We start from the raw sequence: 23486 nt of genomic DNA on the forward strand, positions 1-23486 counted from the left end.
CCCACAAGAGCATTAGTGAACGGTGCCGTTCACTGGCCCGTCAACGGTAGTGAGTTGTTCGTAGTGAACGCAAGCGTTCACTCGCGGCGTCGCCTCTCGGCGTGTCCCCCGTCGCGGTCGCGCAGATCCCCGCTCCACCCCCTGATCCCCGCTTCCTCTGCTCGCTGGAGACACTCGGATGGTTACTTCGCGCTGGACGGCCGCCCCCGCTCGGGCGTCCTCTCCCCGCCGGCGCGGCGCCGTGCTCGAACGTGCGATTCTCGACGCCACGCTCGAGCAGTTGGGCACCGTCGGCTGGAACGGCCTCACGATGGAAGGGGTGGCGGCCGGCGCCCAGACCGGCAAGGCCGCCGTCTACCGCCGCTGGCCCTCCAAGGAGGCCCTCGTCACGGACGCCCTGCGGTCCGGGCTGCCCCGGCTGGATGCCGTGCCCGATCGCGGCAGCGTGCGTGAGGACCTGGTGGTGCTCTGCCGTGACGCGCGTGACGCGATGTTCTCGCGCCCGGGTTTCGCGCTGCGTTCGATCATTCACGAATGCGACCCAGTCCAGGTCGAACGCTTCCACGCCCTGATCGTCGAGGGCGTGGTAGAGCCGACTGTCAAGCTGCTGAAGGAGGTCGTCAACCGCGGAATAGAGAGAGGTGAGGTGCGGTCCGACGCGGCGAACAGCTATGTGCTCGATGCCATCCCGGCCATGATGATGTACCGATCGAAGATGTGCGGGTGCGAATGGAATGATCGAGAGCTCGACGAGATGATCGACGGGCTGATGCTGCCGCTGCTGCGACCGGACACGCCCTGAGTCCGGATCGGGTGCCCTGAAGCACGGCGGGCGAGGGCCTGGCGCCGACCGGGGTGTCGCGACGGGATCCCGGCGGCGTAATCTAAGGGCGCCATGCCGTACGAACCACCCACTCACACCGTCGAGCGCTCCCTCCGCGCCACGACCGGAGCGAAGGTCATCGCCGGCGTCGACGAGGTGGGTCGCGGCGCCTGGGCGGGACCCGTCACCGTCTGCGCGGCCGTCACCGGACTCCGTCGGCCCCCCGCGGGCCTCACCGACTCCAAGCTGCTCACCGTCAAGCGTCGCAACGAGCTCTCCCAGGAGCTGTTGACGTGGGTGACGTCGCACGCCCTGGGGCACGCCTCCCCGGAGGAGATCGACGACCTGGGGATGACCGCCGCGCTCCGGCTCGCCGCCGGGCGGGCCCTGGAGGCCCTCCCGGTCCGTCCGGACGCGGTGATCCTCGACGGGAAGCACGACTACCTCGGCGCCCCGTGGCGGGTCCGCACGGTGATCAAGGGCGACCAGTCCTGTGTTGCCGTCGCGGCGGCCTCGGTGATCGCCAAGGTCCAGCGCGACAAAATGATGGCCGAACTGGGTATCGACCATGCAGACTTCGGTTTTGCGGACAATGCCGGGTATCCGTCACCCGTGCACAAGGCCGCACTGGAGGAGCGGGGACCCACTCCGTTCCACCGGTTGTCGTGGGCGTATCTTGATGCGCTGCCCCGGTGGCGGCACCTCAAGAAGGCCCGTACCTGGGCGAACGGGAGCGTTCCGGGAGTCGAAGGGCAACTCGGCTTCGACTTCTGACGATTCCGGTCGCACTGATGTGCCACCCGTTGGCGCTTGCCGCACCAACGTTTGATAAATAACAGCTCATGCCTCTCATTCCCCAGGAGCCTCAGATTCACGAGAGTGCCCAGGGTCCCCGCGCCACTCCGGCCAGCGGCCGCACAGCGCCGACCCCTCGACCTGTACCCGGACCCCGTCCCGCGGCTCCGTCGCGTCCCGGTCGTCCCGGACCCGTCCGGCCCACGCCACCGGCGCAACGCGCGCCGCGTGACACGGCCGCCAAGCCCGGGCCGTCGGCCCCGGCCGCCCCTGCCGTCGCCGCGCCCGCCTCGGCGACTCCCCAGGTCCAGTTGATCCCGGCCTCGGCCGGAGGTGCGCTGGACGCCGCCGAGGAGGCAGTGGACCTCCTCCTGGACTCCGGCCGCACTCCGGGGGACGTGCTGGTGGTCACCACCGGCGAGCAGCACCCCTGGGCCACCCATGAGCTGTCGTTCGGCGAGGCGCCCTACTGGGCCCAGCACGACGCGGGGGACGACGTCTTCTACGCCGATGCCACGGCGCTGCAGCGGGCGGGCGCGCGTCCCGTCGTCGTGGTGGCCGTCAACGGCGGATCCGACGCCGTGGCCGCCACCGCTCTGCCGCTCGCCCGCGCTCGGGCCACCGGCCTGCTGATCGTCTGCGGCGACCCGCAGCAGATCAACGCGGCGCTGGGCGCGGGCGTCTGAGCCGGTAGGCCGGCAGGGGCCCGGGACACGGAGGCGTCGCTGCTGCGGCGCCTCTCCGGCGTGCCCGGCGGTGCCGAACCCGCGCGTGCACGTACGACGGCCGGATCTCGGCGCGCGACGACGTTCGTCGGCCCCCGGGAGGTTCGCGCCTCCCGGAGGCCGACGTTCTTGCAGGCTCCTTTGCCGCCCGGCCGCCGCTCAGCGGGCTGCCGCGCGACGCAGTACCTCCGAGGCGGCGCCGCCGGTCCGGGGCAGCGGCGGCGGGGCCTCGGACAGGGCGAAGGGCTCCGGAGTCGAATCCGCGTGCGGCCGACGCCCCCCGCGCCCCTCACCGAGGACCTGCCAGCCGTCCCGGGTGAGCGTGATGTACGCCCCACAGCGCAGCCCGTGCAACGTGCAGGCGTCGCGCAGGCCCCACATCCACGCCCCGTCCTCCTCCGTCCAGCGCGCGTCGCCGTCCCGGCAGTAGAGCAGCACGGCGGTACGCACCGGCGTGCGCAGCCGAAGGTCGTGCGGGATGACCCGGCGCAGCTGGGCGAGCAGGGCGTTGCGGAACATCCAGCCGTCGGTCGATGCCTGGCGCCGGGTGAACGAGGCACTGGCCCGCACCCGTTCGTCCGGGTCGAGCACAGCCACGATCGCGGTGGCAGGCCGCGGCCGGTGCCGCGAGTGCAGTCCGCTGACGACTTCCCGTGGGTTGCGCAGCAGTGGGATGCCGGCCGCTGCCCACTCGGCGGGTTCGAGCAAGCGGGTGGCGGAGGTGGCGGACGTGGACGTCGACAGCGATGCCGCCGATGACGGAGCGAATCCGAAGGTCACGATCCTCCCTTCGGCTACGGCCCACACAGCGGGCGGGTCGGATTCGGGGGAGCGCACGCCGCAGCAGAGCCCTACCGGACTACGGGCGAGCCGTGCGGGGAGCGGAACTCAATTCTTCCTGGCGAACTGGGATGCGGCAACGAGCAATTGGGGCCACCGACCGTTATGTGACGATGAGTGACTTATATCCTTACCCACTGATTCTCGGAAGGACACGTGAGCCGACAGCTCACGCCCTGTGAGTGCTTCCGTGGCGGCCCATTCGACAGGCGGCCACCTCGGAACACCGACGCCGAGGCGCCGCCGGCGGACGGTCGGGGGGCGCTCGGGACGGGCTTCGCCGGTAGCAACCCGTGGTCAGCCTTGCACGGCCAGTACCAGGGGCAACACCCCCTGTGCGCCTGCCCGACGCAGCATCCGGGACGCGACCGCGAGAGTCCAGCCCGTCTCGGTGTAGTCGTCCACGAGGAGAACGGGCCCCGGAGCCTCGGAGAGCGCGGCGGCGAGGGCGGGCGGCACCTCCAGCATGCCGTGGAGCGCCTTGAGGCGCTGGGCGCTGTTGCTCCGCGAGATCGGCGAGGCGTCGGCGGTGTACTCCACCGAGCCCAGGAGCGGCAGTCGGCCGACTTCGGCGATACGCGCGCCCAGGGAGTGGATCAGCCGCGGTCGGGTGCGGGAGGCGATGGTGACCACGCCGACCGGGCGCGGCGAGGCGTCGGCCACCGCGGAGGCCCAACCACCGGGCCCCTTCGCCCAGTCGGCCAGTACGCCCACCACGGCCCTCGCCACATCGTCGGGCACCGGCTCGTCGGCGGCCTGGGCGGTGAACATCGGGCGCAGCCGGTTGCCCCAGCCGATGTCGGACAGACGCCCCAACGCCCGCCCGGTCGAAGCCTGTTCACCGGCCGGGATGCGTCCCTTGAGCTCCACGCCGATCGCCGGGAGGCCGGTCGGCCACATCCGGCGGGGCTCGACCTCGACGCCCGCGCGGCCCAGGTCCACTCGCGCGGCGTCCAGAGCGCTCGTGGACGTCTCGGCGGTATAGCGCGGACCCGCGCAGTTGTCGCAGCGTCCGCAGGGCTTGGCGCCCTCGTCGTCGAGCTGACGCTGAAGGAACTCCATCCGGCATTCCGTCGTCGACGCGTACTGCCGCATCGCCTCCTGCTCGGCCTTGCGCTGCCGCGCGACCCACGCGTACCGCTCGGTCTCGTACGTCCAGGGCTGTCCGGTCGCGAGCCAGCCGCCCTTGACGCGCTTGACCGCCCCGTCCACGTCGAGGACCTTGAGCATGGTCTCCAGGCGGGAGCGGCGCAGTTCCACCAAGGGCTCCAGGGCGGGCAGCGACACAGGCCGCTCCGCGCGCGCGAGGACATCCAGGGTGCGGCGCACCAGCTCCTCCGGCGGGAAGGCGAGCGACGCGAAGTACTCCCAGATCGCCTCGTCCTCCTTCCCCGGCAGCAGGAGCACCTCCGCGTGCTCCACACCGCGACCGGCGCGGCCCACCTGCTGGTAGTACGCGATGGGGGAGGAGGGCGAGCCCAGGTGCACGACGAATCCGAGGTCGGGCTTGTCGAAGCCCATGCCGAGCGCGGAGGTGGCGACCAGCGCCTTGACCTTGTTGGCCAGCAGGTCCTCCTCGGCCTGCTGCCGGTCCGCGTTCTCGGTGCGCCCGGTGTACGAGGCGACGATGTGGCCGCGCTGCCTGAGGAAGGCGGTCACCTCCTCCGCGGCGGCGACGGTGAGTGTGTAGACGATGCCGGAGCCGGGCAGCTCGTCGAAGTGATCGGCGAGCCACGCCATCCGGTGCGCGGCGTCGGGCAGCCGCAGCACGTTCAGGCTGAGGCTCTCGCGGTCGAGCGGGCCGCGCAGCACCAAGGCGTCCGAGGTACCGCCGGTGCCGAGCTGTTCGGCGACGTCCGAGGTCACGCGCGCGTTGGCGGTCGCGGTCGTCGCGAGCACCGGAACGCCCGCCGGGAGATCGGTGAGCATGGTCCGCAGCCGTCGGTAGTCCGGGCGGAAGTCGTGGCCCCAGTCGGAGATGCAGTGGGCCTCGTCGACCACGAGCAGGCCGGTCGCGGCCGCCAGGGCGGGCAGCACCTCGTCACGGAAGTCCGGGTTGTTGAGCCGCTCCGGGCTGACCAGCAGGACGTCGACCTCGCCGGCGGCGATCTCGTCCTGCACGGTCGCCCACTCCTCGGTGTTCGAGGAGTTGATGGTCCGTGCGTGGATACCGGCCCGCGCCGCGGCCTCGACCTGGTTGCGCATCAGGGCGAGCAGCGGGGAGACGATCACCGTGGGCCCGGAGCCGCGGGCCCGGAGCAGAGAGGTCGCCACGAAATAGACGGCGGACTTGCCCCACCCCGTCCGCTGCACCACCAGCGCCCGGCGCCGGTCCGCGACCAGCGCCTCGATCGCCCGCCACTGGTCCTCGCGCAGTCTGGCCTCGCCCGTGGCGTCGCCGACGAGACGGGCGAGGACGGCGTCGGCGTCGGCCCGGAGATCCGCGTTGTTCGTGTGCTCCATGCCCCCATACAACAGGACGGCGCTGACAATCCGGTCGGTGACGGAAGGGAGCGGGGCCTTGCCGACGGCGCCGGGGCCCCTTCCACACCGGGCTTCTGACGTGCTCCTGATCGGACTTATCCACAGGCCAAGCGGAATCTTGTGATCCGCGAGATCGTCGGCGCATGACGAATCACAGCGAAACCACCGGATCCTCCGAAAACGGCGACATCACCGGCCGGGACCAGAGCGGACGGGAGCACCCGGCCTGGGGCAGCCACACGACGTACGACGGAGATGTCGGCTACGGCACAGGTCCAGCCGACCACCAGGTCACCCTGCGCACTCCGGCGGAGCTGGCCGACGCCCTGCCCTACCTGCTCGGGTACCGGCCGGAGGACAGCATCGTCCTGGTCGCCCTGCACGACCGCGGCGGACGGGGGCGGTTCGGCGGACGGGCCAGGCTCGGCATTCCCGCGAACCCGGACGACTGGGAAGCCGTCGCCCAGCAGTTGGCGCAAGGCCTCGTGAAGGGCAGCGAGCGCCGGGGGACCCGCCCCGCGAGCATGGTCGCCTATCTCTGCCAGGAGCCGGGGAAGGGGGAGACCGGCCGTCAGGTCATGGAGCGGCTCGAGCCGCTGGCCCACCGGCTGCGTCTCGAGTGCGGACGACTCGATGTCCCCGTGATCGAGGCGCTCTGCATCGCCGACGGCCGTTTCTGGTCGTACTGCTGCGCGGGCAAGGGCTGCTGCCCGGTCGAAGGGGCGGCGATGGGACTGCCCGGCACCTCCGTGCTGGCCGCGGCCGCGACCTACGCCGGGATCCAGGTCCGGGGCACCCTGCGCGAGTTGCGTGCCCGACTGCTGCCCCTGGAGACCGGTGCCGCGCTGCAACAAGAGGTCGCCCTGGACGCCGCCGGGATGGCGCTCCTTCCGAGGATCCTGGACGAGGCGAGCCGCGCGGCGGTGGCCGAGGAGACGCTGGGCCTGGCCGGACGGGTCATGCGCCGGCTCGCCGAGGCGCCGGTCGTGGTGGGCGCCCTGCCGGCGGACAGCCGTGACGACGACCTGCTCGGATGCGACGAAGCCGCGGCCTTGATTCTCGGCCTGCAGGACCGGGTGACGCGCGACCGCGCGGCCGGCTGGATGGAGGGAGAGGACGCGGCCCCCGCCCTGCGCCTCTGGCGGGCACTGGCACGACGCTGCGTCGGCCCCTACGGCGAACACGCGGCGGCGCCCCTCACTCTCGCCGGCTGGGTCGCCTGGTCCATGGGCGACGAACTCGAGGCGAGGGAGGCTCTCGCCATGGCCCTGGGCGCGGACCCGGAGTACCTGTTCGCCCGGCTCCTGCACCAGGCCTGCAACGAGGGCCTCGACCCCGAGTCGGTGCGACGCTGCCTGCGCGCCGAGCGCGAGGGACGCGGGCGGCCCACGGCACCGGAGCGGCCTGACACGACGGCGACCGCGGTCGAGGACTTCGAGGGCTCGCGAGACTCCGAGAGCCCACGGGACCCGGGCGGGGCGGAGTTTCGCGCAGGCCCGTGCGGACCCGAGGCCAAGCACGAGGGTCGCCCCGTCTGCGCCGAGCACGCGAACGGACCCGGTGACGCCGAGCACGAGGACCGGCCTGGTGACGCCGAGCACGAGGACCGGCCTGGTGAAGACGAGGGCTCTCCCTCGCGCGCACTGCCGCACAGTGCGGGCGGCTGCGCATCGGAAACCGGACAGCCGACCGCCCCCACGGGGCTCCGCAGGCGTCGCCGGGTCCGCTCAGCCGGTGTGGGAGGGAGCCGCGCCCGAGCCGCGGCCGGAGCGGAGGAAAGCCAGGAACCGGAAGCCCGCGCGCGGGGAGCCAGTGAGCTTCTCGCTCACCCGACGAGGCCACACGTCACGCGCCCTGCCACGCCGGGCCGAGGGGGAGCCCGGACGCGACCTGCGCGAAAGGCCTCCCCGGGGCGCCGCGACGACTGCCGGGAAGGTCTGCGATCCGACAGCGACGACATCACGGAGAAGGGATGACGCCCGCTGCTCTGCCGGGCTGAAGGACGGGTGCCGATCATGCGCGGAGACCGTGGCCGAGGCCGCGCCGGGCCGAGCCGGGCCGGGCCGGGCCGGGCCGATGCAGTGTCTGGCCGGCGCCTTCCCGGTGCCCACCCGCGGCCGTACACCCCGCCCCGGAAGGCCGCCTGACGCAGCCTCGACGTCCGCACGACGCGCCCCGAAACAGGCCCGGCCCGGCCGGATCCGGCGGCCATTCGGTGGGGCCTGCGGCCCGGGGGCGTGACCTGGGGGACTCCCACCCCGTTCACCTGAGTGGCGGTACGTCCGCACGGTCGTACCGCCTCAGCGCACTGCCCTGCCGGAGCCGTCCACCCGGCCTCGCCCACGCCCGAGGCGCACAGAGAGCAGAAGAAGTCACGCATGCATCAGCCGACTCCGCCCTCCGCCGCAGCCGACGAGCGCACCGCTCACGAGACCTCGACGCCGGTCCCCGGCACGGGAACCGACCCACTGCCCGTGGACCGGCCCGCTCCGCAAGGGGCCCGCCTCCCCGGAGCGGGCAGGCACTCCTCGCTCCCCGCTCCACTCATCGGGCCGGAGGAAGGCCCGCGCCTGTCCGCCGGGCCGGGCATCCGTGGCGCGTCGACGGGGGCATCGTCCGGCACGGCGCGTCGCCCGTCGGCCGCTTCCCGAGGCGTCGGACCTCAGCCCGGGGCGCCTGCGCAGCCTCGGTCGGTCGGTCTGCCCCCGGCCCACACGTCGATGATCTGCGTCGCCCTGCCGGGCCTCGCCATCTCCACGGAACAGGGCCAATTGACGGGACACGGGCTGGAGGGGTTCTACCGGGCCGGTCGGCGCATTCTGTCCCGATGCCAGGTGCGGGTGGCGGGACGCGAGCCGCTGGCGGTCCAGGCCCGGATGACCTCGGCCGACCGGGCCCGTTTCGTCGGCACGCTCCGTGTCACACCGCATGGCGGACCGGACCCGGACGTCGTCGTCGAGCGGACCCGCTCCGCGGACGGCGCCGAGGTGATCGTGCTGCACAGTGCCGCCGCCCGGCCGTTGCGCCTCCCGGTCGAGGTGGCGCTCGGCACCGATCTGGCCGACCTGGGGGCGATCGCGTCCGGCACCGTGGGGCCCGAGCTGGCCGCCAGCGTCCACGATGGCGGTCTGCGATGGTCCTGTGCCGCCGGGGCCTCGAGCGTGACGGCGGATCCGTCCCCGACCGACGCGATCGCCTCCGCGGGGCTGCTCCGCTGGGACTTCGACGTGCCTCCCGGCGGCACGGTCCGGGTGGAGCTGAGGGTCCGCCTGGAGGGTGCGGGACCGGTCCGAGCCGCGGGGCGGGCGGCCACGAGCCCGTTGGCCGCGGCTCAGGCGACGGGTGACGATCCGCGGGTCGGGGCGCTGCTGGCGACGAGCGTCGCGGACCTCCAGGCCCTGTTGGTGCGAGACCCCGCGCACCCCGCCGACACCCACCTCGCGGCGGGGGCGCCGTGGCGCTGCGGCCTGGCGCCGGCGGACGCGCTCGCCGCGGCCCGCATGGCACTGCCTCTGGGCACCCGCCTCGCCGCCGGGACGCTGCGCACCCTGGCCCGCACCCAGCTCACGGCTCCGGGGCCACGGTGCGGCATGATCCCCGGCCCACGTCGGGACGCGGGCGCGCACCTCCCGCCGGGCTGCACCGCCACCGAGGCCACGCTGCTCTTCCCGGTGCTCCTCGCGGAGGCCCGCCGATGGGGTCTGCCCGACCAGGAGACGGAGGAACTGGTCCCGGCCGCCGAGCGCTGCCTGGCCTGGCTCCGCACGACGGTCGGCGAAGGGCCCTACCTGAGCGATCCCCAGCCCGGTGGTCCCGTGCGCTGCGAGACGCAGGCCCACGCCCACCGGGCCGCACTGCTCGGCGCCGATCTGCTCGACGAGTGCGGCAGACCGGGCGGCGACGGGCTGCGGGAGTGGGCCCGCAAGCTGCGCGCCACCTTCCGGCGGGACTTCTGGATCGACGACCCCGGAGGCGGCCGGCCCGCTGCCGCCCGTACGCCGGACGGGCGGCAGCTGCCCCACCTCTGCGCGACGCCCGTCCACTTGCTCGACACCGGGTTGCTGGGCGGCGGCGCGCACGCTCCCGGACTGCTGGACCGGGTGCAGACCGGACAACTGGCCCGGCTGCTCGGCAGCCCCGTCATGGACACGGGCTGGGGACTGCGCGGCCTCGGCGCCAAGGAGGTCGGCTACAACCCCTTCGGCCACCGCAGCGGCGCCGTCCGGGTCCACGAAACAACGATCGCCGTCGCGGGCCTCGCCGCCGCGGGTTACGAGAAGGAGAGCGCCGCGCTCCTGCGAGGCGTGCTGACGGCGGCCGAGGCCTTCGGACACCGACTCCCGGAGATGTACGCGGGGGAGCAACGCGGCGACGGGAAGGCCCCGCTTCCCCATCCGGCCGCCTGCCGCCCCGCGGCCACCTCGGCGGCGGCCGGTGTCCTGCTGCTGACCACCCTGACCGGCGTCCGCCCCGACGCTCCGGCCGGAACCGTCACCCTGCGCCCCCTGCGCGGTGCGCCCCTGGGGGAGATCGGCCTGACCGGACTGCGGGTCGCCGGCGCCCCCTTCTCCGTACGGGTCAGTCGGCTCGGTCTGGCCATGGTCGAGGAAGCGGCCGACGGCCTGCAATTGGGAGTGTGACCTCGTACGACGCAGCTCGGGACGCCTGCTCGGGGAGACGCCGAAGGCCGTGCGCCACCGAAGTGGATCAGCCAGGGAAGCGGCCGACGAAGGGAGTGTTTATCGTCAGGAAGACGACTATGATCGCGGCATGCCCTACGACCCGTCAGCCTTTCCGCCCTTCGCCGTCACCGTGGACCTGGTCGTGCTGACCGTGCGCCGCCATGCCCTGTGCGCGCTGGCGGTGCGCAGGGGCGAGGCGCCGTTCCAGGGGCGGTGGGCCCTCCCGGGCGGCTTCGTGCGGGCCGACGAGGACCTCACCCAGGCCGCGGCGCGCGAGCTGGCCGAGGAGACCGGGCTCCGGGCCCACGACCCGTCGGCCCCGGCCTACGACAACGGCGCCCACCTGGAGCAGCTCGCCACGTACGGCGACCCCAAGCGCGACCCCAGGATGCGCGTCGTCAGCGTCGCGCACCTGGCGCTCGCACCGGACCTGCCGGCGCCGCGAGCGGGCGGAGACGCCAGCAACGCGCGGTGGGCGCCGGTCGAGGAACTGCTGCAGCACGGCGGCTACGGGCGGGACGGGGAACCGGACGCCCCGCTCGCCTTCGACCACGCCCAGATCCTCGCGGACGGCGTGGAGCGGGCCCGTTCCAAGATCGAGTACTCGTCGCTGGCGACCGCGTTCTGCCCCACCGAGTTCACGGTCGGCGAGCTCCGCCGGGTCTACGAAGCGGTGTGGGGTGTGGCGCTCGACCCGCGCAACTTCCACCGCAAGGTGACAGGCACCCCCGGCTTCCTGGTGCCCACCGGCGGCACCACGACCCGGCAGGGCGGCCGCCCCGCCCAGCTGTTCCGCGCGGGCGGCGCCACCTTGCTCAACCCGCCGATGCTGCGGCCCGAGGTGTGACGTGACCCGCCGGTTCCGCCGACCGGCGCGAGCGGCCGTGAAGCGGTCGGCCGAGGCCGTACACCGTCCGCAGGCCGCCACCGTGCGGTGAACGGAAAAAAGGGATATACCGCGCTATCTTGCTACGGGTGATCCAGGCCTTCGGACTGACCAGCAACTCCCGCAAGGCGCTTCCGCCCGCCGTCGACGATGTCTCCTTCGAGGCGCGCGCGGGCCGCGTCACCGTGCTGCTCGGAGCGCCGGGCGCGGGCAAGACCACGACGCTGAGGCTCCTGCTCGAACTTCAACAGGGCCGCGGACTGGCCTACTTCAGAGGGCGTCCGCTGCACCGCATCGCCCACCCCTCGCGCGAGGTCGGGGTCCTCCTCGGCGATGTGCCGGGGCACCCCGCCCGCTCGGTCCGGGGCCACGTGCGCATGCTGTGCGCGGCCGCCGGGGTTCCGGCACGGCGGGCCGACGAAGTCCTCGAGGTGGTCGGCCTGGTCAGCCTGCGCGACGAACGCCTCGGCACGTTGTCCCGCGGCATGGACCGGCGGCTGGGCCTGGCCTGCGCGCTGCTCGCGGACCCGCACACCCTCGTCCTCGACAATCCGGCCGACGGGCTCTCCGGCCGCGAGAGCCGCTGGCTGTACGGCATGCTGCGCGCCCACGCGGACCAGGGCGGTACGGTCCTGACGACCACGACCGATCCCAAGGAGGCCGCCCGCACCGCCGACCGGGTCCTCACCCTGGACCGGGGCGCACTGGTCGCCGACCAGGAGGCCACCGACTTCGCGCGCACCCGGCTGCGCCCCCGGGTGGCCGTCCGCAGCCCGCACGCCGTTCGCCTGGCCGCCCTGCTCGCCAAGGAGGCACGAACCGCGCAACGCTCGGTCGAGGTCGTGCAGGAGGACGGCAACCGGCTTTCCGTGTACGGCAGTAGCTGCGCCCAGGTCGGCGAGACGGCGTTCCGGCATGACATCCTGATCCACCAACTCGCCGACGAGACAGGCGACATGGGGCCGGGAGCGGGAGCGGAGGATCAGCGGCGGGCGCATCCCGAGACAGATCCGACCTCCTCGGCGAAAGCCGGCCCGGCCCCCTGGGGTGAGGGATCGGCCGCTGTCGCGGGCCCCGGGCGGGGCGCCGAAGGCGCGAAGGTCCCCGACGACGCAGGGCCGGCGAGCGAACCCCGGACCGCAGGCGCCACGGAAGCGCCCTGCGGCCTCGACGACGCACCGTCGCCGTCTCCCATGCCGTACCGGCCGGCCGACGCGGCGCCGCGTGACGGCATCCTGGCGTCCGAGGCGGACTCGCCGGCCGGGGGCGTGCCACCGGCCACCGCCTGCCGGACTCCGGAAACCCTGGACGTGACGGCGTCCTCGACCGCCCTCGACAGGAACCCCGGCAGCGGGCCGACCGCCATCGCCGACGCGATCGCCGACGCACTCCGGCAGCCCGGAGAAGCCGGTACCTCCGACGGCGTCACCTCACGTGTCGACTCCGTCGACGGCGCCACCTCAGGAGCCCACTCCGCCGACGGCACCACTTCAGGCGCCCGCTCAGCCGCCTCCGGGGCCCCAGCCGCGCCTGCCGTGTCCGGTGGAGGGCGGCGCCCCACCCGCCGCTTCGCGTCCCGCGATGTCCACACCCTGCCCGACCTGCCCCCTCCCATCTCCGTCCGCTCGGCCCCCGGCCCGCTGCGCCCGCTCCGCTACGAACTCCGTCGGGCCACCGGGGTCGGCACCGGTTTCACCACCGGCGCCGCCGTGCTGATCGTGTCCGCCCTCACCGCCCTGCTCCTGGCCCGCGCGGGCCACACCGCGCAGGCACGGCTGCTGGCCGCGTGGCCCACGGAGCTTCCGCTGCCGCCCGCGGCGCTCGGCGCGGGACTGCTCGGTGCGCTGGCCTTCGGAGACGAGTTCCGCCACCCCGCCCTGGCCGCGGACCGCGGCACTGTGCCCCGAAGGCTGGGCGTGCTCACCGCCAAGCTCCTCGTCGCCGCTCTCACCGCACTGATGCTCGCCTTCCTCACGGTGGGCTGCGACGCCGAGGCGCTCTATCTCGTCTACGGACGGGAGGTCGCACAGGTTCCCGCGGACTGGCTTTCGATGAGCGCGAGTTGGTTCGGCCTCGTGGTCGGCTGCGCCTGGACCGGTGTGCTGGCCGCCGGTGTCTTCCGGTCCACCACGGCCGGGCTGGCCGCGGTGGTCGCCATGCCCGTCGTCGTCCTGCCCCTCGTACAGAAGGCCGTGGAGAGCGCGTCCGTGCGAACGGCGGCCGGATTCTCGGTGCGGTTGCGCGAGCTGCTCCTGGTGCAGTGGCCCTTCGGCGGCGACCGATATGTGGCTGCCGCGGCGCGCGTGATCGCCCAACCGGTCGGCGGCGCAATGACGTTGTCGCTGACGGCGCTGTTGTGCGCGTACCTGCTCACGACCCTGCGCAGCAAGGCCCGATGACGACCGTCCGGGCCGAAGCGGTCCCGGCGTGTGCGCAACTCCCCACAGAAAGCCCATTTCTTTCCGATAAGGCGTCAATTGCGACGGGGTGAGCGATCACCCTTTCGTGTGCTTTTCACCAAAGACCTCAAGGGAGTTGGGAGCAGCGCCGACAAAGGATCCGTGAGTACCCTTGCGCACACCATGATGACCGCCGCCCGCTCCGCCGACTCCGGTCTGGCCGGCCCGGGCGAACTCGACCGCTATCCCTTCGGTGAGGCCCCGGTGGCCGAACGTGTCGGAGCCCCCGTCTGGGAGTCCGCGGAGCCTGAGCTGGGCCGCGTGGGCCGCCGTACCGCGGGCAGCCGTGGACGCGGACTGCACGGCCAACTTGTCCAGCAGCTCGGTCAGATGATCGTTTCGGGCGACCTGGGTGCCGACCGGCCCCTTGTGCCCGAGGAGATCGGTCAGCGGTTCGAGGTGTCCCGCACCGTCGTCCGCGAGTCGCTGCGCGTCCTCGAGGCCAAGGGCCTGGTCAGCGCCCGGCCGAACGTCGGCACGCGCGTGCGTCCCGTGAGCGACTGGAACCTTCTCGACCCGGACATCATCGAGTGGCGGGCGTTCGGCCCCCAGCGCGATGATCAGCGGCGCGAGCTCAATGAGCTGCGCTGGACGATCGAGCCGCTCGCCGCGCGCCTCGCCGCCGGGCACGGGCGCGCCGACGTCCAGCAGCGGATGTCCGACATGGTCGAGATCATGGCGCACGCCATGGGGCAGGGTGACGCGCTCACCTACTCCCGGGCCGACGCCGAGTTCCACTCGCTGCTCATCCAGGTCGCGGGCAACCGCATGCTGGAACACCTTTCCGGGATCGTTTCGTCCGCCCTCCAGGTCTCCGGTGGCCCGGTCACGGGGTGTGACCGGCCGAACGACGCGTCGCTGGGACATCACGGCCGGATCGTCGACGCCCTCGCGGCGGGCGACGGCACCGCCGCCGAGACGGCCATGCGGCAGCTGCTCACCGTGCATCCCGAGGTGGAGCGCGTCGTGCCGGCGCCGCGAGAGCACTGACCGCACCGCGCGGGGGACGGTCGGGGGGCTCTCCCCCTCCCGTGTCGTCCTCGGCCGTTTCTTCCGCACTCCCGTCGGACCCCGCAGAACCCGTCACGGGGCCTGCGGGGTCCGACGGTCGAGGGGGCGCAACCGGTCCTGGCGGTACCGGTAGGCTCGACGGGTGACCGCCTCTGCCCGCGTCTGACCGTTTTTGACCGCTTATGGGGTGTGACTCGGGCCACGAAGATTGGGCGTAACGCTTGTGGAAACCACGCGATGACCTAAGAGGTGACAGCCGCGGAGGGAATACGGACGCCGTTCAAGGCGCTGTGAATCCTCCCGGCCCCCGCCCGCGCCGTCGGCCCACCCCCAGGCCGGTGGTCGGCTCCTGTCCGTCCGGACGGGGCCGGAAGCCGTTTTCCAACGTTCCGAGAGGTTGTTCGTGTCGGCCAGCACATCCCGTACGCTCCCGCCGGAGATCGCCGAGTCCGTCTCTGTCATGGCGCTCATTGAGCGGGGAAAGGCTGAGGGGCAGATCGCCGGCGACGATGTGCGTCGGGCCTTCGAAGCTGACCAGATTCCGGCCACTCAGTGGAAGAACGTACTGCGCAGCCTCAACCAGATCCTCGAGGAAGAGGGTGTGACGCTGATGGTCAGTGCCGCGGAGCCCAAGCGCACCCGAAAGAGCGTCGCAGCGAAGAGTCCGGCCAAGCGCACCGCCACCAAGACGGTCGCGGCGAAGGCGGTGACCACGCGGAAGGCCACTGCCACGGCCGCCCCGGCCACCCCGGCCGCTCCTGCTGTGGACGATCCCGCAGACGAGGCCGCCCCCGCCAAGAAGGCGGCTGCGAAGAAGACGACCGCCAAGAAGGCTGTCGCGAAGAAGACCGTCGCCAAGAAGACGGCGGCCAAGAAGACCTCGGGCAAGGACGACGCCGAGGTCGCCGAGGACGAGGTCCTCGAGGACGCCAAGCCCGGAGAAGAGGAAGAGGAGGGAACCGAGAACAAGGGTTTCGTCCTCTCCGACGACGACGAGGACGACGCGCCCGCCCAGCAGGTCGCCGTGGCCGGTGCCACCGCCGACCCGGTGAAGGACTACCTCAAGCAGATCGGCAAGGTCCCGCTGCTCAACGCCGAGCAGGAGGTCGAGCTCGCCAAGCGCATCGAGGCCGGTCTGTTCGCCGAGGACAAGCTGGCCAACGCCGACAAGCTCGCCCCGAAGCTCAAGCGCGAGCTGGAGATCATCGCAGAGGACGGCCGACGCGCCAAGAACCACCTCCTGGAGGCCAACCTCCGTCTGGTGGTCTCCCTGGCCAAGCGTTACACCGGCCGCGGCATGCTCTTCCTGGACCTCATCCAGGAGGGCAACCTCGGTCTGATCCGCGCGGTGGAGAAGTTCGACTACACCAAGGGCTACAAGTTCTCCACGTACGCCACCTGGTGGATCCGTCAGGCGATCACCCGCGCCATGGCCGACCAGGCCCGCACCATCCGTATCCCGGTGCACATGGTCGAGGTCATCAACAAGCTCGCGCGCGTGCAGCGCCAGATGCTCCAGGACCTGGGCCGCGAGCCCACCCCGGAGGAGCTGGCCAAGGAACTCGACATGACCCCGGAGAAGGTCATCGAGGTCCAGAAGTACGGCCGTGAGCCCATCTCGCTGCACACCCCGCTGGGCGAGGACGGTGACAGCGAGTTCGGTGACCTCATCGAGGACTCCGAGGCCGTGGTCCCGGCCGACGCGGTCAGCTTCACGCTCCTCCAGGAGCAGCTGCACTCCGTCCTCGACACCCTGTCCGAGCGCGAGGCGGGCGTCGTCTCCATGCGATTCGGTCTCACCGACGGTCAGCCGAAGACCCTCGACGAGATCGGCAAGGTGTACGGCGTGACGCGCGAGCGCATCCGCCAGATCGAGTCCAAGACCATGTCCAAGCTGCGCCACCCGTCCCGTTCGCAGGTGCTGCGCGACTACCTCGACTAGGTCGTAGCCGTACGAAGCCGAAGGCCCGGTCTCCCGTCAGGGAGCCGGGCCTTCGGCCTGGGCGCGCGCATGCGGGCCGCCGCGCGCTGGATCACTCTGGGTGTTCATCGATCACTTCAGAGTGAGGAGCGCGCATGCGTCGTCCCCTTGTCCGGGCCCTGGCCCGGCCGTTGATCCTGGCGGCCGCGGCGGTGGCCATACCCATCGGCTTCGCCGCGCCGGCGGCCTCCGACGACGTCGTCGTGGGGGGCTTCCCGGTGGATGTCTCGCAGAGCCCGTGGACGGTCGCACTGTCCAGTCGTGACCGGTTCGGGGGTATGCGCTCCGGGCAGTTCTGCGGAGGCGTGGCGGTCGGTCCCTCCACCGTGCTCACCGCGGCCCACTGCATGGGTGAGGACGTCCTGGGAGCCCCGCCGGGGCAGCTGGCCGACCTGAAGGTCGTGGCGGGCCGTACGGACCTCCACAGGGACACCGGGCAGGAGGTCTCCGTGCGCAGTGTCTGGGTGAACCCCGGCTACGACAGCGCGAGCAACGCCGGGGACTTCGCCGTACTCACGCTCGCCCAGCCGCTCCCGGCGGCGGCGGTCATCGGGATGGCCGCCGAAGGCGATCCGGCCTACGAGGCCGGCACCGAGGCCGTCGTCTACGGCTGGGGAGACAGCACCGGGTTCGGTGCGTACGCCCACAGTCTGCGAGCGGCTCGCGTGCACGTGCTGCCCGACGCGTCCTGCGAGCGGGCCTATCCGGGCACCTCCGACGGCGCCTACGACGCGCGGAGCATGGTGTGCGCCGGAGAGGAGCGGGGTGGTCGCGACGCCTGCCAGGGGGACAGCGGCGGACCGCTCGTCGCCCAGGGCCGGCTCATAGGGCTGGTGTCGTGGGGCAGCGGCTGCGGGCAGCCGGGGAGCCCCGGTGTCTACACGCGCGTGTCGGACGCCGTGAAGACGCTCGGCTGGACGCGGGCGCTCGGAGGTCCCCAGGGGGTTCCTGAGGGCGTCTGAGCGGATCCTGCGGCCTCGACGGCCGCAGGATCGATCTCGGATCACGAGAGCGGGCGGCCGCCCCTGGGAGCAGGGGAGGCCGCCCGTGTACCGGCCTGTGCCGGTTCTGGCTCGTCGTGGACGCGCAGATCAGCGCTCTTCTTCCGGGGTGGAGGCCGGAACGGTCGTCAGCCGCTCTGTCTCGTCCTGTATCTCAGCGGCGATCTTCTTGAGTTCCGGCTCGAACTTGCGGCCGTGGTGGGCGCAGAAGAGCAGTTCTCCGCCGCTGAGCAGCACGACGCGTACGTACGCCTGGGCGCCGCAGCGGTCGCAGCGGTCAGCGGCCGTCAGCGGGCTCGCGGGGGTCAGAACAGTAGTCACGTCGCCTCTTCTCTAGCTCGACGAGCTGTCGTACCAGGGTCAACATCCAACCAGCCCCAAAACGTTCCCGCTCGTGGCTTGTCCTCGAAAAATCTTTTCCGAGGTGGCCGTCTGCTGCCGGTTTGGCGGCGAATGTGCCGTATTGCGTGGTCTGTGGTGCTTACGGTTTCGCTCTGTCGGTCATGGTTCCATCCTCCCGGCTGGGTTGCCGGTTTGTTCATGAGGACGTGCCCGGAGCCTAAATGGTTCATGCCCCGAAGGGAACGTGATATGTACTTCACTCCATCGAGGGATCGAACACGTATGCGACGCTGGACTAGTCTGAGTTCAGACGAGGGTGGCGTTACAACGGCTCTACCAGGCCTCGGTACCCTCTTGGCGGCAACCCAAGCCGCGCCCTTACCCACAAGGGCCCCAAGTGAAATTCAGCGAGGAGCGAACCGCGTGACCGCCGAAACGTCCGTGCCGTCCACAGCGCTGCTGGCAGGAGCAGACCGGGACGGTTCCAATTACACCGCGCGGCACCTGCTCGTCCTCGAGGGGCTCGAGGCCGTGCGGAAGCGCCCGGGTATGTACATCGGCTCGACCGACAGCCGTGGCCTCATGCACTGCCTGTGGGAAATCATCGACAACTCCGTCGACGAGGCCCTGGGCGGCTACTGCGACCACATCGAGGTCATCCTCCACGACGACGCCTCGGTCGAGGTCCGGGACAACGGCCGTGGCATCCCGGTCGACGTCGAGCCCAAGACGGGGCTGTCCGGTGTCGAGGTCGTCATGACCAAGCTGCACGCCGGCGGCAAGTTCGGCGGCGGCTCCTACGCCGCCTCCGGCGGTCTGCACGGCGTCGGCGCCTCCGTCGTCAACGCCCTGTCCGCACGCCTCGACGTCGAGGTGGACCGGGGCGGCCACACGCACGCGATCAGCTTCCGGCGGGGCGTCCCGGGCGCCTTCGCCGCGGACGGACCCGACTCCAAGTTCGAGACGGGCGGCCTGCGGAAGGTCAAGCGCGTCGCCAAGAACCGGACCGGCACGCGCGTGCGCTACTGGGCCGACCGCCAGATCTTCCTCAAGGACGCCAAGCTCTCCCTGGAGAACCTCCACCAGCGCGCCCGCCAAACCGCCTTCCTGGTGCCCGGCCTGACCATCGTCGTCCGTGACGAGTACGGCCTCGGCGAGGGCGGCAGCAAGGGCGAGGAGTCCTTCCGCTTCGACGGCGGCATCAGCGAGTTCTGCGAGTACCTGGCCACCGACAAGCCCGTCTGCGACGTCCTCCGCTTCACCGGACAGGGCACCTTCAAGGAGACCGTCCCGGTCCTGGACGACCACGGGCAGATGACCCCGACGGAGGTCACCCGCGAGCTCGGCGTCGACGTGGCGATGCGCTGGGGCACCGGCTACGACACGAACCTCAAGTCGTTCGTCAACATCATCGCCACGCCGAAGGGCGGCACCCACGTCGCCGGCTTCGAGCAGGCGGTCGCCAAGACGATGAACGAAGTGCTGCGCGCCAAGAAGATGCTGCGCGTCGCAGAGGACGACATCGTGAAGGACGACGCCCTGGAGGGCCTGACAGCCGTCGTCACGGTGCGTCTGGCCGAGCCCCAGTTCGAGGGCCAGACCAAGGAGGTCCTCGGTACCTCGGCCGCCCGGCGCATCGTGAACACGGTGATCGCCAGGGAGCTCAAGGCGTTCCTGACCTCCGCCAAGCGCGATGCCGCAGCTCAGGCCCGGGTCGTCATGGAGAAGGCGGTGGCCGCCGCGCGGACGCGCATCGCGGCGCGGCAGCACAAGGACGCGCAGCGCCGCAAGACGGCTCTGGAGTCCTCGTCCCTGCCCGCCAAGCTCGCCGACTGCCGCAGCGACGACGTCGAGCGCAGCGAGCTGTTCATCGTCGAGGGAGACTCCGCGCTCGGCACGGCCAAGCTCGCCCGGAACTCCGAGTTCCAGGCGCTGCTGCCGATCCGGGGCAAGATCCTCAACGTCCAGAAGTCGTCCGTCACCGACATGCTCAAGAACGCCGAGTGCGGCGCGATCATCCAGGTCATAGGAGCGGGCTCGGGACGCACCTTCGACATCGACGCGGCTCGCTACGGCAAGATCATCATGATGACCGACGCCGATGTGGACGGCTCCCACATCCGGACGCTGCTCCTCACGCTGTTCCACCGCTACATGCGGCCCATGGTCGAGGCCGGGCGGGTGTTCGCCGCGGTCCCGCCCCTGCACCGCATCGAGCTCGTCCAGCCCAAGAAGGGCCAGGACAAGTACGTGTACACGTACTCGGACCGTGAGCTGCGGGACAAGCTGATGGAGTTCCAGAGCAAGGGCGTCCGGTACAAGGACTCCATCCAGCGCTACAAGGGTCTCGGTGAGATGGACGCCGACCAGCTGGCCGAGACGACGATGGACCCGCGCCACCGCACCTTGCGGCGCATCAACCTCTCCGACCTGGAGGCGGCCGAGCAGGTCTTCGATCTGCTCATGGGCAATGACGTGGCACCGCGCAAGGAGTTCATCTCCAGCTCGGCGGCGACGCTCGACCGGTCGCGTATCGACGCGTAGGCGCTGCCCGACCTGTAGGCGTTGCCTCGGACCGGCCGGATCTCCTGTGGATCCGGCCGGTCCGCATGTGCACCCGGCCTGGCGGTACGGGATCCGACTGGTCCTACTGGATCGATCCGGCCGGGTCCCGTGGCTCCGACGGGGTCGGGTGAGGGGGCCGGGGCGCGTGGCGGCGGTCTGGCTTCGTCCCGTAGACGCCTGGCTCGGACGCATGCAGGCTGCTCGGACGCATGCAGGCCTGGCTCGGGTCCGTTCAGGCCTGGCTCGGACCCGGACGGGCTTGGCTCGGGCGCGTACCGGGCCAGACTGTTCTCAGACCGGTCCGGCTGGGGGTTTCTCCACCCATGGGTGGAGACCTCGGCTTCCGGAGATCCACCCATGATCCACCTCCGCTCCGATCTGCGGACCGGCCCGATTCCGTAGCGTCGAAGGCGTCGGCAGCGCTCGCTGCCGGCCTCCCCTTCCCGCTCACGGAGGCTGTGATGTCCGGGCTCGTCAACGCACTGGTGATCGTGGCTGTGGCCGCGCTCGTGATCACGCGGCAGTTCCGCGCGAGCCGCATCGACACGGACCGGCGCTGGTGGCTCCTCCCGGGAATCCTGGCCGTCATAGCGCTGCGCGAACCCGATCTGCTCGGCGCCCGTCACCCCAACGAGTCGGCCCTGGTGCTCGGCGCCGAACTGATCGTCGCGCTGGCCATGGGAGCGGCCTGGGCCTGGACCACCCGTATCTGGGTGGAGCCGGACGGCGCGGTGTGGAGCAAGAGCACCACGGCGAGCGCGGCGGTCTGGGGGGTCGGGATCGGTCTGCGGGCGGGCCTCTTCGGGGTCGGCGCGCTACTGGGCGTCGGCCAGAGCAGCGCGGCGCTGATGCTGGGACTCGCGGCCACGCTGCTCGTCCGCTCCGGGCTCCTGGTCCGGCGCGCGCAATCTCTGCACCAGGCTCCCGCCCACGCCACGGCGTACGGTGCCCCCGTGCCCCGGTTCCCGCGGAAGGAGCGCGTGTGACGGAGAACGTCTGGACACGCTGGCCCTCACGGGAGGCGCTCGGCCCCAGAGGGGTGTCGCGTCCCAGGCGGCTGCTGGCCTGGGCCGTAAGGCTGCTGGTCCTGGGTGTGCTCGGGTGGAGCGCCCTCCACGACAGCCGCATCCAGGGCTGGGCCGCGATCGCCGGAGTCGCCGGTGCCGTGGTGGCGGGCGGCCTGGCATGGGCCCTCTTCCGGACCACCTTCGAGCACCGGCTGTGGCCGTCCTTGGCGCTGCTCCTCATGCTGCTGGGGGTGGCGGCCGGGGTCGAGGCAGCGGGCTTCCACTCACCGGCCGCGGTCCTGTGGTGCGGATGCGCCATCGCGGCACTCGAGCGACTCCCTCTGGGCGCGGCGCTGCCGGCGGCATCGGTCGGATTCGCCGCCTTCGCCGTGGCCAACGACGACGCGGCGGCGACCTCGGCCATCGTCATCGCGGGCATGGGGCTCGCCGGCTACGCACTGCGTCTGGACGCCGAAGCCAGAGGCGCCGCACAGCGGCTGCTCACCCAGGAGCGGGCCGCGCGCGCGGCCGAGGCCGAGTCGGCCGCACTCGCGGAGCGGGCCCGCATCGCCCGGGAGATCCACGATGTCCTGGCCCACAGTCTCTCGGCGCAGCTCGTGCACCTGGAGGCGGCTCGGCTGCTGATCGAGCGGGGCGCGGACCGCGAGCAGATTCTCGACCGTGTGGTGGCGGCACGCGGGATGGCCCGTGACGGTCTCGAGGAGACCAGGCAGTCGCTCTCCGCGCTGCGCGGTGAACTGACGCCGTTGGAGGACTTCCTGACCGATCTCGTCCGCGCGTCCGACGGCGCCGAGGTCACTGTGGGAGGTGACCGCAGACCGCTGTCGGTCGAGGCGTCGCAGGCCGTGCGCCGGGTCGCTCAGGAAGCGTTGACGAACGCTCGCAAGCACGCGCCGGGCGCCAAGGTCCGGGTCCGGCTGGAGTACGGTCGGCATGAAGTGACGCTGGACGTGCGGGACTCGGGCGGCCCGCCGGGCGAACTCGCCGAGGCGGGCGGCGGGTACGGTCTGCTGGGTATGCGGGAGCGCGCCGAGCTGCTGGGCGGGTCGCTCGCCGCCGGGCCGGACGAGGAAGGCTTCGTGGTGACGCTGAAGGTGCCGGTGTGACGGAGGAGACGGGGAGCAAGCCCGCCAGGGTGGTGGTCGCGGACGACCAGACAGTCGTCCGGGAAGGCATCGTGATGCTGCTCGGGCTGCTGCCGGGAGTCGAGGTCGTGGGCGCCGCAGGAGACGGGGAAGAGGCCGTGCGGCTCGTCGCCGAACTGGCCCCCGACGTGGTGCTGATGGACCTGCGCATGCCTCGCTGTGACGGAGTGGAGGCGACCCGGCGCATCCGGTCCGAACACCCCGGGACACAGGTCGTGGTCCTCACGACCTACGCGGACGACGAATCCCTCTTCCCGGCGCTGAAGGCGGGTGCGCGGGGGTACCTCACCAAGGACGCGGGCGGGGACGAGATCGTACGCGCCGTGCACAGTGTGCTGTCCGGGGACGCCGGGCTGTCGCCGAGTGTCCAGCGAAGGCTGCTGGAGCGGCTGTCGGCGCCCGAACCGGAGCCTGCCGCGCCGGCTGCCGTTCCCGACGGGCTCACGACACGTGAGGCGGAGGTGCTGGTGCTGATCGCGGAGGGGCTCAGCAACCAGGAGATCGCGCGCAGGCTGAGCGTGTCCACCGCGACGGTGAAGACACACATCAACAACATGTTCTCCAAGACGGGGCTCAAGGACCGTGCCCAGGCGGTGCGTTACGCGTACGGGAAGGGCCTGGTCCGGCCGCCTGCGGGATGAACGGCATGATGGTCACCTGATGGGGTGAAGTGTTCGGGGAACAATAGTCGGGGATCTTCCCGTTCTGTCCATCCTTGG

17 protein-coding genes are annotated in these 23486 nt (G+C 71.8%); 14 read left to right on the forward strand and 3 right to left on the reverse strand.

Annotated features, from left to right (window positions below):
* Positions 1 to 178: 178 nt before the first annotated feature.
* The 3 genes from J2X68_RS29815 to J2X68_RS29825 all read left to right on the forward strand — a co-directional run bounded on the left by J2X68_RS29815 (position 179) and on the right by J2X68_RS29825 (position 2304).
* A complete protein-coding gene (locus J2X68_RS29815; RefSeq protein WP_310435699.1) occupies positions 179 to 802 on the forward strand; it encodes a TetR/AcrR family transcriptional regulator in 624 nt (207 codons plus the stop codon).
* 93 nt (positions 803 to 895) lie between these two features.
* Positions 896 to 1597: a ribonuclease HII gene (locus J2X68_RS29820; protein ID WP_310435700.1), complete on the forward strand. Its 702-nt coding sequence runs from the start codon at positions 896 to 898 to the stop codon at positions 1595 to 1597.
* Positions 1598 to 1665: 68 nt separating this feature from the next.
* On the forward strand, positions 1666 to 2304 hold the full coding sequence (locus J2X68_RS29825) for a hypothetical protein (protein ID WP_310435701.1): 639 nt from the start codon (positions 1666 to 1668) through the stop codon (positions 2302 to 2304).
* A gap of 198 nt (positions 2305 to 2502) precedes the next feature.
* On the opposite strand, the gene J2X68_RS29830 is transcribed toward J2X68_RS29825, so the two are convergent.
* Together J2X68_RS29830 and J2X68_RS29835 are read right to left on the reverse strand one after the other, a co-directional pair.
* The gene (locus J2X68_RS29830; protein ID WP_062651016.1) at positions 2503 to 3123 is read right to left on the reverse strand and encodes a hypothetical protein; all 621 of its coding nucleotides are present in this window, start codon (positions 3121 to 3123) and stop codon (positions 2503 to 2505) included.
* A gap of 357 nt (positions 3124 to 3480) precedes the next feature.
* The gene (locus J2X68_RS29835; RefSeq protein WP_310435702.1) at positions 3481 to 5646 is read right to left on the reverse strand and encodes a RecQ family ATP-dependent DNA helicase; all 2166 of its coding nucleotides are present in this window, start codon (positions 5644 to 5646) and stop codon (positions 3481 to 3483) included.
* A 164-nt stretch (positions 5647 to 5810) separates the two neighbouring features.
* Between J2X68_RS29835 and J2X68_RS29840 the strand changes: the two genes are divergently transcribed.
* The 7 genes from J2X68_RS29840 to J2X68_RS29870 all read left to right on the forward strand — a co-directional run bounded on the left by J2X68_RS29840 (position 5811) and on the right by J2X68_RS29870 (position 17648).
* Positions 5811 to 7643 carry a DUF4192 domain-containing protein gene (locus tag J2X68_RS29840; RefSeq protein WP_310435703.1) on the forward strand — a complete coding sequence of 611 codons (1833 nt, stop codon included), beginning with the start codon at positions 5811 to 5813 and terminating at the stop codon, positions 7641 to 7643.
* A gap of 744 nt (positions 7644 to 8387) precedes the next feature.
* On the forward strand, positions 8388 to 10307 hold the full coding sequence (locus J2X68_RS29845) for a glycogen debranching N-terminal domain-containing protein (protein WP_310435704.1): 1920 nt from the start codon (positions 8388 to 8390) through the stop codon (positions 10305 to 10307).
* Between the two features lie 130 nt (positions 10308 to 10437).
* Positions 10438 to 11196 carry an NUDIX hydrolase gene (locus J2X68_RS29850; RefSeq protein WP_310435705.1) on the forward strand — a complete coding sequence of 253 codons (759 nt, stop codon included), beginning with the start codon at positions 10438 to 10440 and terminating at the stop codon, positions 11194 to 11196.
* A 128-nt stretch (positions 11197 to 11324) separates the two neighbouring features.
* Entirely contained in the window at positions 11325 to 13634 is a 2310-nt protein-coding gene (locus tag J2X68_RS29855; protein WP_310435706.1) for an ATP-binding cassette domain-containing protein, read from the forward strand.
* A gap of 162 nt (positions 13635 to 13796) precedes the next feature.
* On the forward strand, positions 13797 to 14684 hold the full coding sequence (locus J2X68_RS29860; protein WP_310435707.1) for a FadR/GntR family transcriptional regulator: 888 nt from the start codon (positions 13797 to 13799) through the stop codon (positions 14682 to 14684).
* A gap of 424 nt (positions 14685 to 15108) precedes the next feature.
* Positions 15109 to 16647, forward strand: coding sequence for an RNA polymerase sigma factor (locus J2X68_RS29865; protein WP_310435708.1), 1539 nt, complete (start codon positions 15109 to 15111; stop codon positions 16645 to 16647).
* Positions 16648 to 16781: 134 nt separating this feature from the next.
* Positions 16782 to 17648, forward strand: a complete 867-nt coding sequence (locus J2X68_RS29870) for a serine protease (protein WP_310435709.1) — start codon at positions 16782 to 16784, stop codon at positions 17646 to 17648.
* Between the two features lie 129 nt (positions 17649 to 17777).
* Here J2X68_RS29870 and J2X68_RS29875 read toward each other — a convergent pair whose 3' ends face one another.
* Positions 17778 to 18008, reverse strand: a complete 231-nt coding sequence (locus J2X68_RS29875; RefSeq protein WP_020125094.1) for a hypothetical protein — start codon at positions 18006 to 18008, stop codon at positions 17778 to 17780.
* Between the two features lie 444 nt (positions 18009 to 18452).
* Between J2X68_RS29875 and J2X68_RS29880 the strand changes: the two genes are divergently transcribed.
* The 4 genes from J2X68_RS29880 to J2X68_RS29895 all read left to right on the forward strand — a co-directional run bounded on the left by J2X68_RS29880 (position 18453) and on the right by J2X68_RS29895 (position 23408).
* Positions 18453 to 20573, forward strand: a complete 2121-nt coding sequence (locus J2X68_RS29880; protein ID WP_310435710.1) for a DNA topoisomerase IV subunit B — start codon at positions 18453 to 18455, stop codon at positions 20571 to 20573.
* A 482-nt stretch (positions 20574 to 21055) separates the two neighbouring features.
* Entirely contained in the window at positions 21056 to 21580 is a 525-nt protein-coding gene (locus J2X68_RS29885; protein WP_310435711.1) for a DUF1453 domain-containing protein, read from the forward strand.
* Positions 21577 to 22728 carry a histidine kinase gene (locus tag J2X68_RS29890; RefSeq protein WP_310435712.1) on the forward strand — a complete coding sequence of 384 codons (1152 nt, stop codon included), beginning with the start codon at positions 21577 to 21579 and terminating at the stop codon, positions 22726 to 22728. Before J2X68_RS29885 ends, J2X68_RS29890 begins: the two co-directional genes overlap by 4 nt.
* A complete protein-coding gene (locus J2X68_RS29895; RefSeq protein WP_310435713.1) occupies positions 22725 to 23408 on the forward strand; it encodes a response regulator transcription factor in 684 nt (227 codons plus the stop codon). The genes J2X68_RS29890 and J2X68_RS29895 overlap by 4 nt, the downstream gene beginning before the upstream one ends.
* Positions 23409 to 23486 lie beyond the last annotated feature (78 nt).

This window comes from Streptomyces sp. 3330, assembly GCF_031456635.1.
In the GTDB taxonomy this organism is placed as follows: domain Bacteria; phylum Actinomycetota; class Actinomycetes; order Streptomycetales; family Streptomycetaceae; genus Streptomyces.

What these genes read in the sequence shown, in the direction of transcription:
- J2X68_RS29850 (WP_310435705.1), top strand. Translation starts at nt 10,438, where the DNA reads ATGCCCTACGACCCGTCAGCCTTTCCGCCCTTCGCCGTCACCGTGGAC.
- J2X68_RS29885 (WP_310435711.1), top strand. Translation starts at nt 21,056, where the DNA reads ATGTCCGGGCTCGTCAACGCACTGGTGATCGTGGCTGTGGCCGCGCTC.
- J2X68_RS29835 (WP_310435702.1), bottom strand. Translation starts at nt 5,646, where the DNA reads ATGGAGCACACGAACAACGCGGATCTCCGGGCCGACGCCGACGCCGTC.
- J2X68_RS29840 (WP_310435703.1), top strand. Translation starts at nt 5,811, where the DNA reads ATGACGAATCACAGCGAAACCACCGGATCCTCCGAAAACGGCGACATC.
- J2X68_RS29825 (WP_310435701.1), top strand. Translation starts at nt 1,666, where the DNA reads ATGCCTCTCATTCCCCAGGAGCCTCAGATTCACGAGAGTGCCCAGGGT.
- J2X68_RS29815 (WP_310435699.1), top strand. Translation starts at nt 179, where the DNA reads ATGGTTACTTCGCGCTGGACGGCCGCCCCCGCTCGGGCGTCCTCTCCC.
- J2X68_RS29845 (WP_310435704.1), top strand. Translation starts at nt 8,388, where the DNA reads ATGATCTGCGTCGCCCTGCCGGGCCTCGCCATCTCCACGGAACAGGGC.
- J2X68_RS29820 (WP_310435700.1), top strand. Translation starts at nt 896, where the DNA reads ATGCCGTACGAACCACCCACTCACACCGTCGAGCGCTCCCTCCGCGCC.
- J2X68_RS29870 (WP_310435709.1), top strand. Translation starts at nt 16,782, where the DNA reads ATGCGTCGTCCCCTTGTCCGGGCCCTGGCCCGGCCGTTGATCCTGGCG.